The following is a 14,371-nucleotide window of genomic DNA, read 5'->3' as shown; positions in this document are numbered from 1 at the left end:
GGAACTCCCGCCCCTTCGTACCGCGGTCCGACCGCCTTCCCCTCTCCTTCCCCTCCCCTTCCCTGCTCCCGCTCCGTCCCTGCTCCCATCAAACCTGTTCCCATCAAAGAAAAGACGCTCGCCATGTTGCTGCCCTCCGATGAAGCGGGCCGAGGCCGCCCCGTCGTCCTGCTGCACGCCCGTCCCACCGACCGCACCATGTGGGACGCCCACCTTCCCCTGCTCGCCGACGCGGGCGTACGGGCCATCGCCCTGGACCTGCCCGGCCACGGCGACGCGCTCGTGCCCGACGGCCATGAGGCGGCTCCCTGGGGGGACGTACTCGACACGCTCGACCATCTCGGGGCCGACCGCTTCGTCCTGGCCGGGAACTCCCTCGGCGCCCTGGTGGCGCTCCAGATCGCCGTCACGGCGCCCGAGCGGGTCGAGGGCCTGGTGCTCGTCGGGTACCGGCCGCACGACCAGCCGGCCTCCCCACGTCTGCAAGCCGCCTGGGACGCCGAAAGGTCGGCACTCGGCGCCGGTGACCTGGACACGGCCGTGGCAGCCGGCGTCCAGGCATGGACCTCGGCCGACGCGACCGGCGAAGTACGCGAACACGCGGCCCGTATGCTGCGCCGCCAACTGACCGCACAACTCGCCCACGGCGAACCGTCACTGGCCCCGGACCCGCTCGGCAAAGGTGCGGAGGCGCTGCGTACGCTGACGGCTCCCGCCCTGGTCGGCGTCGGAGCACACGACATGCCGGACTTCTTCGAGGGCTGCGAGGCACTGGCCCGCACCCTCAACGCAGGCGAGACCGTGGTCATCCCCGCCGCAGGACACCTCGCACCGCTGGAACGGCCCACTTCGTTCTGCGCCCTGCTGCTGGACTTCGTTCGCCGGCTACCGCAGCGGTAGCGGTGGGGTCTGTCCCTCGCGGCGGGTGCCCGGCCGCACCGTCCCCGAGGCGATCACCACAATGCCGGATGGTGATACGCCGGTGACCGCCGTCTCGCACGGAGTGCGAGAGGCGGCCCGGCGTCCGGCCCCTACCGGCTTCATTGCCGGAGGTCCCAGATTGCGGCCTGTTGCCGCTTCACCTCCTCGATACGGTCTGCCGGGAGGAAATTGCGGAAGAGGCCGGACTCCCCCTCCGCGACTTTCACGAAAAGTTCGACGATCTCCTCGGGGTCCTTCTGGCTTTCCCCGGTCATCTCGCCGTAGTCGTCGGCGAGCCGGACCTCTACGCCGAGATCGGTGGTGAAGTGCTCGGCGCTGATGGACTTCTCCCGGTCGAACCAGACGCGTAGCGCGTCGCCCATCCGGTCGTTGAAACCGGTCCGGTACGGGCCCGGGTTGATGGTGCACACCTGGACGCCCAGCGGTTTCAGTTCGTCGTGCATCGCCTGGGCGATCGACTCGATGGCGTACTTCGACGCGCAGTACGGGCCGAGATACGGATTGGTCGTCAGGCCCGCGATGGACGACAGCCAGACGATGCGCCCGTTACCGCGTTCCACCATCTGCCGGGCGAATCCCTGGGCCAGGGCGAGATGGCCGAACACATTCACCTCGAAGACCCGCCGGACGAGTTCCAGGGGAATCTCGGCCAGCGGGCCCATTTCCCCGACGGCCGCGTTGTTGAACAGCACGTCCACGTCCCAGGCGTGCGCCTGGCTGCGGTGCAGCGCATCGGTGACGTCCAGATTCTCCACCTGGAGACCGATACCGCGCCGGTCCGCTTCCTCGATCAGCCCGGTCATCTGCGGGCGGTTCTCGGCGGCCGCGATGACATGGTGACCGCGTTCGGCGAGACGCAGGGCAGCGTCACGGCCGAAGCCGGAACCCGCGCCGGTAATGAGAATGCGCTTGCCGCCTGCCACGGCAATCTCCTTTCCGGGAGGGCCGGTTTACGACGGTCGGCCTCAACCCATTCGGCGTCGCAACACAAACAGTAGCCGAATGAATACCGGTTGTGCGTGAACCTCGGCGGGAGCGCGGCCCCGCCGAGGCTGACCGTGAAGCCGCTGGTGGCGCGTGGGGACATGCCAGGCCGATACCGCCGGGCCGTCAGGGCGAAGGGCGGGCTGCATCCGTTTCCCCGTCACTTCGCCAGGGCCGCGCGGAGGAACGCGAGGATTTCCTCCCGGGCGGCCTCGGCCTGTGGTTCCACGCCGGGCATGCTGAGGAACGCGTGCTTTGCGCCCGGGTATTCGGAAAGCCGCACGGGGGTCCCTGCTTCGCGCAGCCGCTCGGCATAGCGGCGGCCGTGGTCGGCGACCGCGTCCTGGGTGGGTACCACCACGAGCGCCGGGGCGAGCCCGCTCAGGTCGTCCGCGTACAGCGGCGAGAATGTGCGGGCATCGGCTCCCTGCGGGACGGCGAGCCGTTGCATGAGCTGCAGTTGCGGCAGGGCCCGGGTCGGGCTGTACGCGTACTCGGTGATCGAGGGGTAGTCGTATGCCGTCCCGGTCACATCGACCGCGGGATTGACCAACACCTGCGCCGTGAGCTCCAGGCCGGCCTCCCTGGCCCGGATAGCCGTCAGCGCGCTGATCAGCGCGCCGCAGCTCTCGCCGAAGACGGCCGCGCGCGCCGGATCGACGCCCCACTGCGCGGCGTGTCGCACCACGTGGTCGAGCACATCCCAGCCATCGTCGGCGGCGTTCGCGAGCGGGCTGTCCGGGGCGAGGAGGCGGTGCTCGACCGAGACCACGACGGCGGGCAGTCCCACGGAGAGGTGGCTGTTGATCCAGTCGGACTGCACCGCCGTGCCCACGAAGCCACCCCCGTGGACATGGATCACGAGTGGCAGGTCGGCCCGGGCCGCGGCTTCGCCGTCTTCCGTCGGCGCCGGCCGGTAGACCCGGACCGGAAGGTCGCGGCCGGGCAGCGCGATCGTCTGCCAGTCGATCGCGGCGCCGGCGGCCGGCTCCCCGAGGATCGCCCGCGCCGCGCCGGAGGCCCGGAAACGGTTCTCCGCCTCACGGTAGGTGCGCAGCTCCGCTGCCGTTATCACCGTGAAATCCGGCTCCGGCGGCCGTGTCGCGTCAGTGGTCTGGCTCATGTGTCCTTCTCTCCTCCCGGCCGAGGGCCGGGTGCGTCGTTGTGGCCGGACAGTGCGCCGTCCTCATTATGCACGCGGTGCGTGCAACAGCAAGTGCATGGTTTAGGCTGAGTCCTGACGAGAGGGGCGAGATGACTGGCCGCAGGCGTTGGTCGACCGAGGAGATCCTGGACACGGCGGTGGAGCTGCTGCACGCGAGCGACGCCGAGTCGTTCAGCGTGCGCAAGCTCGCCGCAGCGCTCGGGACCGACTCCTCCAGCCTCTACCGGCACTTCCGCAACAAAACCGAACTGCTGCGCGCGGTTGCCGACCGGATCCTGCTGGCCGCCATGGACGGCTACCGCCCCGAGGGCGACTGGAAGCAGCGCGTCACCGCCCTCGCCCTGCGCCTGCGCGAGGCCTTCGGCGAGCAACCCCAACTCGCCGCGGTGTGGGGACGGCATGGATCCGGCGGCGCCGGATCCCGATTGATCGTGGAGGAGCTGCTGCAGGCTCTGCGCACGTCCGGCCTGCCCGACGAGGAGATCCCGGTGCGATACCACCGCATCGCGGTCCTCCTCGCCGCACTGGTCACCTCCGAGGCCGGCATCGGCACCCTCACCCCCAAGGAGTACGAACAGGGCATGGAGCAGTTCCGCGTCGCGGTACTCGGCGCCGACCCCGCACGCTTCCCCGCCCTGGCCCACTTCGCCCGCGACATCCGCCCCCTAGGAGCAGACCGCCGCGCCGCATTCGAAGAAATCCTGGCCGCGCAACTCGCCCATATCGAGGCCCGGATTCCCTGATGTGCCGGATCGCGAGTGCGTTGTCGGCGCTGAGCCCACCGGGGGCGCGTCTGATGCCGCCCCGGACCGACCGGCCGCGGACACCACGCGGGCATCACACGCCGTCGTCAGCGCCCCACCTGCGCCAGCAGACCTGCCGGGGGCAGCAGAGCCAGAAGTGATACGCGCAGCCGGTGGCCGGCGCCGCCAACACGGCGGCGCGACCCTGCGCCGGGCCACACCGGCGGAGGTCCGGCACCTGGCCGTTCGACGCGCACGGCTTCCCCTGGACCGCGAAGGACGCCGTCACCGTCCCCCTCAAGGCCGACCCGAACGCCTGATCCTGCCCGGGGGCCTACGTTCCTACGGCATCCCCGGCGCACGTACGTCGAGGCACCGGGCGAGAGCCGCGGTGACGGTTGCCGCCTGGGCGGGCATGTGGTGAGCGGCCCAGGATGTGGCCAGGGCCAGGAAGGCGGTCAGGTCGCGTTCCACGTCTGTGAGCAGGTGGCGGAGTTCGGTGACGGGGAGGTCGATCGCCGGGCTGTCCTCCTGCCAGGCGTCCACGGTCAGGCGGACGGTGTCGCCGCGGCGTTCGGCGGTCGGGGACGGGTCGTGGCCGAAGCCGACGAAGCCGTCGCCGTCGAACACCCGGTGCCACTCGCGCCACTCCTCCAGCCCGTCGCAGCAGCCGGGCAGCACGGTGACGCCCGTATCGGCGTCGTGGACCCGCAAGCCGCCGGCCGCTATGAGGTGCTCGCTCGTCAGCAGCGTGTGGAGGAAGGCGCCGTACGGGTCGGAGGGCGGCGGGGAGGTGTCGTCCTCGGGGGCGACGGCGTTGGTGAAGGCGATCTGTGCCACTGCCGTACCGACCTCGGTCATCTCCATCCCACCGCCGAGCCGCAGGAAGGTGTACGGCTCGAAGTCGGTGACGGGCCAGAGGGCGAAATCGTCCGGGAGGTGGATTTCGAGGACCGGTTGCATGGTGATCACTGCAAGAGTGTCGCGCGTCCGGGGGCGGATGACGACGGCCGGGGTGCAAGGCCGGGCGTACCAGGCCGGCCCCCCGCGGTCAGACCGCGATCAGGCCGCGCTCAGCGTGGCGCGGATCGTTTTGCCGCCCGTGGGGGTGTCCAGGACGTCAATGGTGTGGGCGAGGGCGCAGACGATGAGGAGGCCGCGTCCGCTCTCGTCGCCGGGGGCGGGTGGGCGGAAGCGGGGGCGGTCCGGGCAGTCGTCGCTCACCTCGACCGTCAGGGTGTCGGCCGCGACGCACAGCCGCAGTCGGCAGCTGCTGCGGGTGTGGCGGGTGACGTTGGCGACCAGTTCGGTGACGATCAGGTAGGCGTCGGCCGGGTCGGCGGGCGCGGTCGCGCCGGCGATCACCCGGGTGAGGAAGGCGGCGGTCAGCCAGCGGGCCCAGAAAACCGTTTCCCGGGCATGGGGTAACAGGTATTCGGCACGCGTGGTCCGGACGCGGGCACGACGGGTACGCAACGTTCGGCTCACTCCCCCCAAGGGCCGGTCGGCCCCCTTGGGTCACGCCTCGGTGGCCGGATCGTAGCGGTTGGTCTGTACCACTCATGCCCGGTTCGAGTGACAGCCACGCACGGAAGTCGGATTCCGCCCCCGGAAGTCCACACCGCCGCTCGGGTACGTCCGGCCGCGCCAACGGCCACGAGCACCGGTGGCGCCGGTACCGGTTCCCACCCCCGCTCCGGTGGTCCCCTGTCCCGTACGGCACCTCGCACAGTGGCTGGGCCGCCGTTCAGTTGTCCGGGTTACGGATGCCTCCGGTGGGACAGCTCCGTGGCGGGTGCTTGTCCGCGCGGAATCGGGGCATCACACCGGATGAGGCCGACGGACGGGGCCGACGCGACGCCCTGGAAGGTGGTCGGCCCGCCCACTGCGTTCGGCCGCGGCTGCCCGGCCGTCCCTGCACATCGCCGGGGTAGGTCCACCGACGGAGGAGACGCCTGTGACCGGTCTCTGCTCACGCTACTTCCGTGGCCGCGGCACGCCCGCGCGCCGTCTCGTGCGCTCAGGACGCCGCTGGTGGCGGCAGGACCGCAGGCAGCGCGGGTGGGGCACCGGCGCGTACCGCCGGGGCGACGGACCGTGCTGGCGCGCGCGGCGCGACGGGGAGACGCTGGTGCTGTGGGTACGCGGCGACCTCGACCTGGAGCTGGCCCAGCGCCTCGGCCCGGCCCTGTCCCAGGTGTCCTCGCCCGCCGTACGCACGGTGGTGCTGGATCTGAGCGAGGTCAACTTCTTCGACTGCAGCGGCTTGCAGTGGCTGTGCGAGGTACGGGCCCGTGTGGCCGCGCACGGCGGGGAAACCTATCTGCGCCAGCCGCCCCGGTGCGTGTACCGCGTGTTGCAGTTGGTGCCGCTGACCCGGCCCTTCGCGCTGCTGGCCGCACCCGGCCCCGGCGCCACCCGCGCGGCGACCGGCGGTCGTTCGTCCCGCGGCGGTGCCCGCCGCCTCGCCACCGGCCGCCGCAGCGCCGTGTACGGGACCACGCGGCCGCACGGCGGCTGAGGGGCGTCCCGGCGGTCTACGCGACGGCCGGCCCGGAGTGACGCATGGGCCGGTCTCCGGGACAGCCGCGCCTGGTACCCCTGCCCGCCTACGGATAGCGTGTTCTGCCCGGCTCATGGGGTGTTGGAGCGGACGCCGCTCGGAGGTGCGAGATGCCGCACGCTGACGGGTTGCAGGTCAATATGGTCGCCGACTGCGACGCGTGCGCGGTGGTGCGCGTCAGCGGGGCCCTCGACCACATCGGGGAGCAGTACTTCCGTACGACGATGGGCGGCCATGTCGACGCCGGCTACCGGTACGTGGTCCTGGACTGCTCAGCTCTGGTCTACTGCAACTCCCGCGGCCTGAACTGCCTGCTCGGGCTGCACTGGCTGCTGAGCCGCCGGGGCGGCCGCCTTCTGCTGGCGGGTGTGGGCCGCCGGGTGCTGTGGATGCTGGACAGCACCGGCAGCAGGGAGGTGCTGGCCGTCTTCCCCACCGTCACCCGGGCCCTGGCCAGTCTGCCCGTCGCGCACCGCCCCGCCTGGCCGCCGACGTATCCGGTGAGCACGGGGCCGCCCGGAAAGTGAACGGGCCGGTGCGCCCGGCGTCTCGCTCCGGTCAGCCGCCGACTGACGGGGCGCCGGAGGTACCGGGCAGCGCGGGGTTGCCGCGCCGGGCGTCGTCGACGTCGGCGTACCGGGGGAACTGCTGGACGAGTCCGGTCAGTTGCAGCAGCAGCTCGATGGAACGGTGGTCGTAGACCAGGCGCAGCCAGCCGCCGACCGCCTCGCACCGCGTCTGCGCGGCGCGCAGTTCCTGCAGCCCGCTGCTGTCGATGAAAGTCACCCGCCGCAGGTCGGCAACGACGCAGGCCGAGAGTGCAGCATCGTTCCCTCTCAGCTCTTCGCGGAGCGCCTTCGCCGTCGCCAGGTCGAGTTCGCCCACCGGACGGACGACCCGGCAGCCCTCCTTCTGCTCCGGGCACCGGGTGTTCATGGCGGTCAACTCCTCGGCTGCTGCTGGTGGGTGGCGCGGCCCGCACGGCGGGCACGCGGCGGGGACTGCTGGCAGCTTACGGATCCCACCGGCGCAGACGAAGCAGAAGGTTCATGCATCAATGAAACTTTCGCGAAAGACCGCTTCCGATCGCCGGTTGACCGTTTTCGCCCGTATTCCCTCGCAGTCCGACCATGCCGTCACAACCGATCAGACGATATTCCGCGCAATCGTTCGACAGTTGATACTACGGACGGGTCGGGTGGCGGCCGGCCCCAGCCGCGGCCTTGAGGTATGGAGCGCGACCCCAGGAGCGGCCCGCGAAGACGAGCTCACTCCTGAGGCCGTGAGGACGGGTGGTCGAATGGACAGGTGGGCGGTGCGCCTCGGTCAGATGTCCGTCAGCACTTGTTGTCCGGGTGTACGGACCCGCCGTCGTCCAGGTTGCCGTTGTAGACCCAGCCGTTGATCTGCGTACCGTCGATGCGGACGTGCGTCCACTTGTTGCCTACGGAATTCTGCACCCAGCAGTGGTACTGGAGCACGACGGAAGTGCCGACCGTGGCGGTGACCGCGCAGTCCTGGCTGGGGCCGGTGCGGACCTTGGCGTCGCCGCCCTTGGCCGTGCCCTTGCCGGGCGACTTGTTCGACCAACTGGGGTGGGTACACGCGTCGGCGCCGGTGGGCGCGGCGCTGGCCGCGGGCGCCGTCGCGGTGAGCGTGGCGCCCGACAGGAGGAGCGGTGCGGCGACGGCCGCGGCGAGTCTGGCGCGCTTCGTCAAAGGGCTCACTTGTATTCCCCTTTGCTCTGCGGGCGTCCCGTACGGCCGCCCGGATGAACCTGAGCATGCCGTATACCCAAGTGAAACACGGGACCAGGGAAACATTTGACCAAAAATCGCTACTGCGGAGCCCATGGCCCGCGCCGTCCCCGCGACGCCCCCGCATCAGTCCGTGGCGAACGCCGACAGCAGCGTGTCGGCGCGCAGACACATCTCGTACGTCCCCGCCCCCACGATGACCACCGACAGCTCGTCGCCGCCGACGGCGTTCGCCAGCCGCACTTCCAGGGTGTCGCCACGCCCGACGAGGGGGTACGAGTACCAGCCGTCGGCGTCCGCGGCGTCGGTGGCCTTCACGCCGGCCTCGACGGCGGCCCAGTCGGTGTCGTCGAAGTCGTACCCGGCATAGCGCGACAGCAGCTCCAGGAACGGGCGCGCGCGGTAGGTCAGGATCCACCCTCTGATCGCCTCGGTCACGATCGTCCACCTCCCCTGGTCACGGATGCCCGTCGGCCCCGCCCACGCCGAGTATCCGGCGTACGGGCGGGGCCGTTCCCCCTTGGTCCTACGGCGCCATCTCGTACGTCCCGGACAGCGCCTCCACACGCTCCCAGACCCGGGCGGAACGGGCCTCGTCGACGACGGGGCGGCGGACCGCGGCCAGGGCCCAGCGCTGCTGGGCGTCGGTGGCGGAGTCCTTGCCGTGCAGTTCCACGGCGTACGCGGAGAAGTCCCGTACGAGGACGGCGAACAGCTCGTCGAGGACGTCCTCGTCCAGGCCGGTCAGGCGGGCCTGTTCCAGGATGAGCTGGCCGTGCACGACCAGCGCGAAGAGCTGGCCGACGGCGAGCAGCAGGTCGAGGTCGCGGCTCTGCTTCTCGTCGGGCGCGGCGGTGGTGACGAACTCGCACAGGGCGTCCGCCTGTTCGCGGAAGCGCGCGACGTTGGGCAGGGCCGCGTACGCGTCGAAGGCGGGGCGCCAGTCGTGGAACCGTACGGATCCCAGGCCGCGGGCCGGGCCCTGGCGGAAGAGGAAGGCGTCGTCGGCCGCGTCCAGGCGGGTGGGCACGGGCTCGTACGCGGCCGGGTTCAGCAGGTGGTTGCCCATGAACTTGAGGATCAGCGCGAGGTTGACGTGGACCGTGCCCTCCAGCTTCGGCAGCCCCCGGATCTCGGTGGCGGCCTGGGCGAAGTAGGTGTCCTTCTCGAAGCCCTTGGCGGCGATGACGTCCCACATGAGGTCGATGACCTTCTCGCCCTCGGTGGTCACCTTCATCTTCGTCATCGGGTTGAAGAGCAGGTAGCGGCGGTCGTCGGGGCCCGCGGAGCGGAAGTAGTCCACGGCGCGGTCGCTGAACAGCTTCATCCCGGCCAGGCGTACGTAGGCGTCGGTCAGCTCGCGGCGCACGTGCGGGAAGGCGGTGACGGGGCGGCCGTACAGGATGCGGTTGTGGGCGTGGGTGACGGCCTCGTACATCGCGTGTTCGCAGATGCCGATGGAGGCGGTGCAGAGGTTGAACTTGCCGACGTTGACGGTGTTGAGCGCGGCGTCGAAGGCGGCGCGGCCGGTGTGCAGGATGTCGTCCGGGCCGACGGGGTAGTCGTCGAGGCGGAACTCGCTGACGTACTTGGAGGAGTCGACGACGTTCTTCACCAGGTGGTACGCCGGGTGGCGGCTGTCGGCGGCGAAGAAGACATAGCCGTCCGGACCCTCGATGTCGGTGCGGCGGCCGAAGACGGAGACGAGTCCGGCGGCGTTGCCGTTGCCGATGTAGTACTTGGCGCCGCTCGCGCGGAAGCCGCCGTCGCCGTCGGGCTCCAGCAGCATGTCGGTGCTGTAGATGTCGGCGCCGTGCGTCTTCTCGGAGAGCCCGAACGCGAACACCTCGCCCTGGTCGAGGAGTTCGGCCGCACGGGCGCGGGCGGCGGCGTTGTCGCTCTGCCAGACCGGGCCGAGGCCGAGGATGGTGACCTGCCAGGCGTACCAGTAGTCGAGGCCGTAGAAGCCGAAGATCTCGTTGAGGGCGGCGATGCGGGCGGTGTCCCAGCGCTTGTCCGGGTGGCCGTCCGCCTGCTGGTCAGCGGGCTGCTCCCCGGCGGCGGAGGCCGGGGTGAGGAAGGTGGCGAACAGCTTCTCCTTCGCCGCGAACGCGAGGAAGTCCGCCAGCCAGGCCCGGGAGCGGTAGTCCTCGATCAGCCTGCGCTTGCCGCGGTTCTCGAACCAGTCGACGGTGGCGCGCAGCAGCCTGCGGGTCTCGGGGTCGAAGTGCGCCGGGTCGTAGGTGCGGGGGTTGAAGAGCAGCGGGTCGGCCATGGGACACGCCTTTCGGGGTCGGGTGAGGGTTGGGATACGGCTACGGGGGCGGGGTGGACCATCGGGCGCGCGTCGGCACGTGCGGCCGACCGGCGCTCACCTCTCGCTTCGCAGGCGGTGGAGCGTAGCGAGCACGTCCTCCAGCCAGGCGATCGTCATCCGCTCGTACGCGATGCCGCCGCGCAGGACGACGTGCTGGAGCTGCTGCCCGGCGTCGGGCGCCGCGGGCGCTTCGGGGCCCGTGAAGTCGCGCCGCTCCCCCGCGAGGTAGTGGGCGAGCCGGTCGGTGTGCGCCCGGTGGTGCCGTTCGACCTCGCGGATCAGCGCGGCCGGGTCGTCGAAGGCCGCGCCGCGGATCTTCACCGCGAGGTCGTGCCGTACGCTCTCGGGCTCGATCGGCTCGTGCAGCCACTGGGACAGGGCGGTGCGGCCGGGGGCGGCGACGGAGTACTCCTTCTTGTCCGGCCGCGCCTGCTGCGGCACCTCGCGGACGTCCACCCACCCGTCGCTCTCCATGCGCTTGAGGACGCGGTAGATCTGCTGGTGGGTGGCGGTCCAGAAGTAGCCGATGGACCGCTCGAACCGCCGGGCCAGCTCGTAGCCGGAGCCCGGTTTCTCCAGCAGGGAGACGAGGATCGCGTGTTCGAGCGCCATGCCCCGATCCTGCTATGCAACGAGTTGCATAGACAAGCGGCCCCGGGCAGGTGAGACGCGGGTCACCCGACCTGTGGCCGGGGCGCCGAGTGGCGGGCGGGGACCGCGGGACCGGCGGGCAGTCCTGTGGCAGACCTTGTCGCGGGAGCGCGGCAGTGCTGTGCCGGCCTGGAGAGGAGTTGACCACCATGCGCTTCCCGGACCGGCCGGTGGCCCGCCACCACCGCCGTACGACAACCATCTCCCGCCACGACCAGGCTCCCGTCCCGGTCACCCCGGCCGAGGACCCCGCAGCCGAGGTGCGGCGGCTGCGGGCCGAGAACGCGCAGCTGCGCGAGGCGATGGCGAGCCGCCCGCTGATCGACCAGGCCCGGGGCATCCTGATGGCCGACGAGGCGTGCACCGCCGCCCAGGCGTGGGACATGCTCCGCTACACCTCGCAGCACACCAACATCAAACTCCGCGAGGTCGCCGCGGCCGTGGTCGCCGGCGCGGCCGGACCACCGCCCCCGCAGCCGATCAGCGCCGCGCTACGGCGGGCGCGGGCCAGATTTCGGGCCCGTCGGCGGACGGCGGAGCGGAAGGAGTAGCGGCGGGGCAGGGCCGTACGCACCGGACCCCGCCGGCACACGGGCCGCGCAGCACACGTCACCACACCACAGGCAGCCTCACCACCCCGTCCGCCACCGCATTGGTCCGATACGCGATCTCCTCCACGGGGACGGCCAGCCGCAGTCCGGGGAAGCGGTGCCACAGGGCGCGGTAGGCGATGCGCAGTTCCATCCTGGACATCGCGGCGCCGATGCAGTGGTGGATGCCATGGCCGAAGGCGACGTGGGGCGCGGGGTCGCGGGTGGCGTCGAAGCGGTCGGGGTGCGGGAGGAAGGCCGGGTCGCGGTTGGCCATCTGGAGGGAGCACAGGACCTGCTCCCCCTTTTTGATCACCTGGCCCGCGACGGTGACGTCCGCCAGGGCGATCCGCCGCTGCGGTGCGTGCGCCACCGACAGGTAGCGCAGCAGCTCGTCGACCACGCGGTCCGCGGACGCGGTGCCGGCGTGCAGCGCGGCGAGCTGGTCGGGGTGCTGGAGCAGGACGAGGATGCCCAGGCTGATCATGCCGGAGACGTTGTCGAGCCCGGCGAGCATCATCAGGCCGCAGACGCCGCGCAGTTCCTCGTCGGTGATGCTGTCGCCGTGCTCGCGTACGAGCGTGCCGATGAAGCTGTCGTCGGGGTCCTTGCGACGGCGGCGCACCATCGCGCCGAGGTAGCGCAGGTAGGACTCGCCCGCGTCGGCCCGCTGCCTGCGCGGCCGGTCCTGCTCCAGCTGCCACTGGACGCGGCGCACGAAGTCCGTACGGTCGTCGCGCGGCACCCCGAGCAGTTCGCACAGCGCCTCGCCCGACACCGGGCGGGCGAACCGTTCCACCAGGTCGGCGGGCTGCCCGGCCTTCGCCACGCCGTCCAGGCAGCGCGCCACGACCTCTTCGATACGGGGCTCCAGCTGCCGCATCCGCCGGACCGTGAACGCCGGGGTCAGCATCCGGCGCAGCCGGGTGTGCTCCGGCGGGTCGTAGTCCATCAGGTGCCCGACGACCTCCGGGGGCCGGAAGCGGCTCGCGGTCCCGTACACCGGGCCGGAGGCGAAGCCGTTGCCGAACCGTACGTGGTCGCCGAGGACCTGGCGTACCTCGTGGTAGCCCGTGACCAGCCAGACCGTGGCGCGGCCGGCGTCCGAGTCGGGTATCGGGCCCATGTCGACTTTGCTGACCGGTGCTTTCCCGTGCAGCTCGCGGGTGTGGGCGTCGGGGCCGAAGGCGGCCCTGGGCGCTCGCTCGAACCGGCGGGAGGTGTCCTGCGGCATGTCGTCTCCTCGATCGTCACCGGCCGGGACCTTCCGCAGCCGGAACCCCTCACCAGGCGACGGGCAGCGCGTCCAGGCTGAACTGCCGCGTCTGCGCGGACCGGAAGCGGATGCCGTCCGGCGCCACCGCGGGCCGCAGCCCGGGGAACCGGCGCAGCAGTGCCGGGTAGGCGATGCGCATCTCCAGCTTGACCAGCGGCGCGGCGACGCAGTGGTGCATGCCGTGGCCGAAGGCCAGGTGCGGGGCGGACTCGCGGGTGATGTCGAACGCGTCCGCCCCCGGTCCGCCCTGCGCCCGGTTGACGGCGAACAGCGAGCAGGCGACCATCTCGCCCGCCTTGATCACCTGGTTCCCGATGGTCACGTCCTCCAGGGCGGTGCGGGGCGAGACGGTGTGGATGACGGTGACGTAGCGCAGCAGTTCTTCCACGGCCCGGTCGATCAGCTCCGGCCGTTCCCGCAGCAGCCGCAGCTGGCCGGGGTGGTCCAGCAGCGCCAGCGCGCCCAGCCCCAGCATGCTGGAGACCTGGAGGAAGCCGTCGGAGACGAAGGTCGCGCCGACACCCGCCAGTTCGTCGTCGCCGATGTCCGCGCCGTGCTCGCGCACCACGTGGCCGAAGAGGCCGTCGCCGGGGCTGCGGCGCTGCCGTTTGGCGAGCCGCACCATATAGGCCCAGTACGCCTTGCCGACGGCCGTCTGCTGTTCCGGGGGCGCGGATTCGTCCTGGGCGATGTCGAGATAGCGGGACAGTTCCGCCCGGTCGTCGCGGGGAATGCCCAGCAGCTCGCAGGTGATCAGCCCTGCCACGGGCCAGGCGAAGTTTCGCATGAAGTCGGTCGGCGGTCCGACGCGCTCCATGATGTCCAGGCACTCTTCGACGATCGCGGTGATGCGCGGTTCCAGCCGCCGGGTCCGCCGCGCCGTGAATTCCGGTGCCACCATGCGCCGGAGGCGGGTGTGGTCGGGTGGGTCGCACTGCAGGAGGTTGCCGGGTGCGGCGCGGGCCCCGGACGTGTCCTGGCCGTCGTCGGGCAGCCGGGAGCTGAAACGTTTCAGGTCGCCCAGCACCTCCCGGATTTCGGCCTCGCCGGTGGCCACCCACTTCACCCGGCCGAAGAGCCCGAATTCGACGTCGGCCACCACGAGCGGCGCCTCCCGGACCTGCCGCCGGAGTTCGGGAACCGGGTCGAAACGGTCCCGCCGCAGGTGGGCGGGTATCTGCTCGGGCCGGCCCGGCCCGGTGTCCGGCTGGTTCGTCCTGGTGTCCGGCTGCGTCATCGCGGCATCCCTTTCTCCGTCGTCGGCTGCGGACCGCCGCCCTGGCGGAGCGCGGCGACGGCGGCGGGTACGAGGTGGCCGTTCACCTCTCGGACGGCGCCGGCCTCGGACGGAGGGAGGCCGTTGGCCGGCGCCGGGTCGGTTCG

At 71.4% G+C, this 14,371-nt stretch carries 16 protein-coding genes; 5 read left to right on the top strand and 11 right to left on the bottom strand.

The features are described from left to right. Positions 1 to 123 precede the first annotated feature (123 nt). Positions 124 to 900: an alpha/beta fold hydrolase gene (locus CP984_RS39685; RefSeq protein WP_003980642.1), complete on the top strand. Its 777-nt coding sequence runs from the start codon at positions 124 to 126 to the stop codon at positions 898 to 900. Positions 901 to 1,040: 140 nt separating this feature from the next. Here CP984_RS39685 and CP984_RS39680 read toward each other — a convergent pair whose 3' ends face one another. Beyond that, positions 1,041 to 1,865: an SDR family oxidoreductase gene (locus CP984_RS39680; RefSeq protein ID WP_003980643.1), complete on the bottom strand. Its 825-nt coding sequence runs from the start codon at positions 1,863 to 1,865 to the stop codon at positions 1,041 to 1,043. A gap of 221 nt (positions 1,866 to 2,086) precedes the next feature. Then, the gene (locus CP984_RS39675) at positions 2,087 to 3,049 is read right to left on the bottom strand and encodes an alpha/beta hydrolase (protein ID WP_003980644.1); all 963 of its coding nucleotides are present in this window, start codon (positions 3,047 to 3,049) and stop codon (positions 2,087 to 2,089) included. A 131-nt stretch (positions 3,050 to 3,180) separates the two neighbouring features. Here CP984_RS39675 and CP984_RS39670 point away from each other — a divergent pair, with 131 nt between their 5' ends. Beyond that, positions 3,181 to 3,834 (top strand): TetR/AcrR family transcriptional regulator, encoded by a 654-nt coding sequence (locus CP984_RS39670; protein ID WP_003980645.1) that lies wholly within the window; start codon positions 3,181 to 3,183, stop codon positions 3,832 to 3,834. Between the two features lie 342 nt (positions 3,835 to 4,176). On the opposite strand, the gene CP984_RS39665 is transcribed toward CP984_RS39670, so the two are convergent. After that, a complete protein-coding gene (locus CP984_RS39665) occupies positions 4,177 to 4,797 on the bottom strand; it encodes a hypothetical protein (protein WP_030178487.1) in 621 nt (206 codons plus the stop codon). Positions 4,798 to 4,896: 99 nt separating this feature from the next. Next, a complete protein-coding gene (locus CP984_RS39660) occupies positions 4,897 to 5,310 on the bottom strand; it encodes an ATP-binding protein (protein ID WP_003980647.1) in 414 nt (137 codons plus the stop codon). Between the two features lie 481 nt (positions 5,311 to 5,791). On the opposite strand from CP984_RS39660, the gene CP984_RS39655 reads away from it, so the two are divergent. Continuing rightward, positions 5,792 to 6,355, top strand: coding sequence for an STAS domain-containing protein (locus CP984_RS39655; RefSeq protein ID WP_003980648.1), 564 nt, complete (start codon positions 5,792 to 5,794; stop codon positions 6,353 to 6,355). Positions 6,356 to 6,507: 152 nt separating this feature from the next. Then, the gene (locus tag CP984_RS39650; RefSeq protein WP_003980649.1) at positions 6,508 to 6,924 is read left to right on the top strand and encodes an STAS domain-containing protein; all 417 of its coding nucleotides are present in this window, start codon (positions 6,508 to 6,510) and stop codon (positions 6,922 to 6,924) included. 31 nt (positions 6,925 to 6,955) lie between these two features. On the opposite strand, the gene CP984_RS39645 is transcribed toward CP984_RS39650, so the two are convergent. From CP984_RS39645 to CP984_RS39625, 5 genes are all read right to left on the bottom strand, one after another. After that, entirely contained in the window at positions 6,956 to 7,333 is a 378-nt protein-coding gene (locus tag CP984_RS39645) for an STAS domain-containing protein (protein ID WP_003980650.1), read from the bottom strand. 401 nt (positions 7,334 to 7,734) lie between these two features. Next, complete coding sequence (locus tag CP984_RS39640; RefSeq protein ID WP_226048756.1) at positions 7,735 to 8,124, bottom strand: SH3 domain-containing protein; 390 nt, start codon at positions 8,122 to 8,124, stop codon at positions 7,735 to 7,737. 156 nt (positions 8,125 to 8,280) lie between these two features. Next, positions 8,281 to 8,592 carry a hypothetical protein gene (locus CP984_RS39635; RefSeq protein WP_003980652.1) on the bottom strand — a complete coding sequence of 104 codons (312 nt, stop codon included), beginning with the start codon at positions 8,590 to 8,592 and terminating at the stop codon, positions 8,281 to 8,283. Between the two features lie 88 nt (positions 8,593 to 8,680). Next, positions 8,681 to 10,429 carry an acyl-CoA dehydrogenase family protein gene (locus CP984_RS39630; RefSeq protein ID WP_003980653.1) on the bottom strand — a complete coding sequence of 583 codons (1,749 nt, stop codon included), beginning with the start codon at positions 10,427 to 10,429 and terminating at the stop codon, positions 8,681 to 8,683. A gap of 96 nt (positions 10,430 to 10,525) precedes the next feature. Continuing rightward, on the bottom strand, positions 10,526 to 11,083 hold the full coding sequence (locus tag CP984_RS39625; RefSeq protein ID WP_003980654.1) for a PadR family transcriptional regulator: 558 nt from the start codon (positions 11,081 to 11,083) through the stop codon (positions 10,526 to 10,528). 188 nt (positions 11,084 to 11,271) lie between these two features. Here CP984_RS39625 and CP984_RS39620 point away from each other — a divergent pair, with 188 nt between their 5' ends. Beyond that, on the top strand, positions 11,272 to 11,673 hold the full coding sequence (locus CP984_RS39620; protein ID WP_003980655.1) for an ANTAR domain-containing protein: 402 nt from the start codon (positions 11,272 to 11,274) through the stop codon (positions 11,671 to 11,673). Positions 11,674 to 11,731: 58 nt separating this feature from the next. Here the strand turns inward: CP984_RS39620 and CP984_RS39615 are convergent, their stop codons facing one another. Both CP984_RS39615 and CP984_RS39610 read right to left on the bottom strand, forming a co-directional pair. After that, positions 11,732 to 12,946: a cytochrome P450 gene (locus tag CP984_RS39615; RefSeq protein WP_003980656.1), complete on the bottom strand. Its 1,215-nt coding sequence runs from the start codon at positions 12,944 to 12,946 to the stop codon at positions 11,732 to 11,734. A gap of 49 nt (positions 12,947 to 12,995) precedes the next feature. After that, complete coding sequence (locus tag CP984_RS39610; RefSeq protein ID WP_003980657.1) at positions 12,996 to 14,225, bottom strand: cytochrome P450; 1,230 nt, start codon at positions 14,223 to 14,225, stop codon at positions 12,996 to 12,998. Positions 14,226 to 14,371: the final 146 nt, after the last annotated feature.

The sequence above is a fragment of the Streptomyces rimosus genome (assembly GCF_008704655.1).
Classification (GTDB): domain Bacteria; phylum Actinomycetota; class Actinomycetes; order Streptomycetales; family Streptomycetaceae; genus Streptomyces; species Streptomyces rimosus.
The sequence above is the reverse complement of the archived record's forward strand: the minus strand, read 5'-3'. Positions and strand labels throughout refer to the sequence as shown.

Coding starts and splice junctions, on each gene's coding strand:
- CP984_RS39645 (WP_003980650.1), bottom strand. CDS start 7,333: ATGAACACCCGGTGCCCGGAGCAGAAGGAGGGCTGCCGGGTCGTCCGT.
- CP984_RS39620 (WP_003980655.1), top strand. CDS start 11,272: ATGCGCTTCCCGGACCGGCCGGTGGCCCGCCACCACCGCCGTACGACA.
- CP984_RS39670 (WP_003980645.1), top strand. CDS start 3,181: ATGACTGGCCGCAGGCGTTGGTCGACCGAGGAGATCCTGGACACGGCG.
- CP984_RS39615 (WP_003980656.1), bottom strand. CDS start 12,946: ATGCCGCAGGACACCTCCCGCCGGTTCGAGCGAGCGCCCAGGGCCGCC.
- CP984_RS39630 (WP_003980653.1), bottom strand. CDS start 10,429: ATGGCCGACCCGCTGCTCTTCAACCCCCGCACCTACGACCCGGCGCAC.
- CP984_RS39610 (WP_003980657.1), bottom strand. CDS start 14,225: ATGACGCAGCCGGACACCAGGACGAACCAGCCGGACACCGGGCCGGGC.
- CP984_RS39685 (WP_003980642.1), top strand. CDS start 124: ATGTTGCTGCCCTCCGATGAAGCGGGCCGAGGCCGCCCCGTCGTCCTG.
- CP984_RS39650 (WP_003980649.1), top strand. CDS start 6,508: ATGCCGCACGCTGACGGGTTGCAGGTCAATATGGTCGCCGACTGCGAC.
- CP984_RS39625 (WP_003980654.1), bottom strand. CDS start 11,083: ATGGCGCTCGAACACGCGATCCTCGTCTCCCTGCTGGAGAAACCGGGC.
- CP984_RS39675 (WP_003980644.1), bottom strand. CDS start 3,049: ATGAGCCAGACCACTGACGCGACACGGCCGCCGGAGCCGGATTTCACG.
- CP984_RS39665 (WP_030178487.1), bottom strand. CDS start 4,797: ATGCAACCGGTCCTCGAAATCCACCTCCCGGACGATTTCGCCCTCTGG.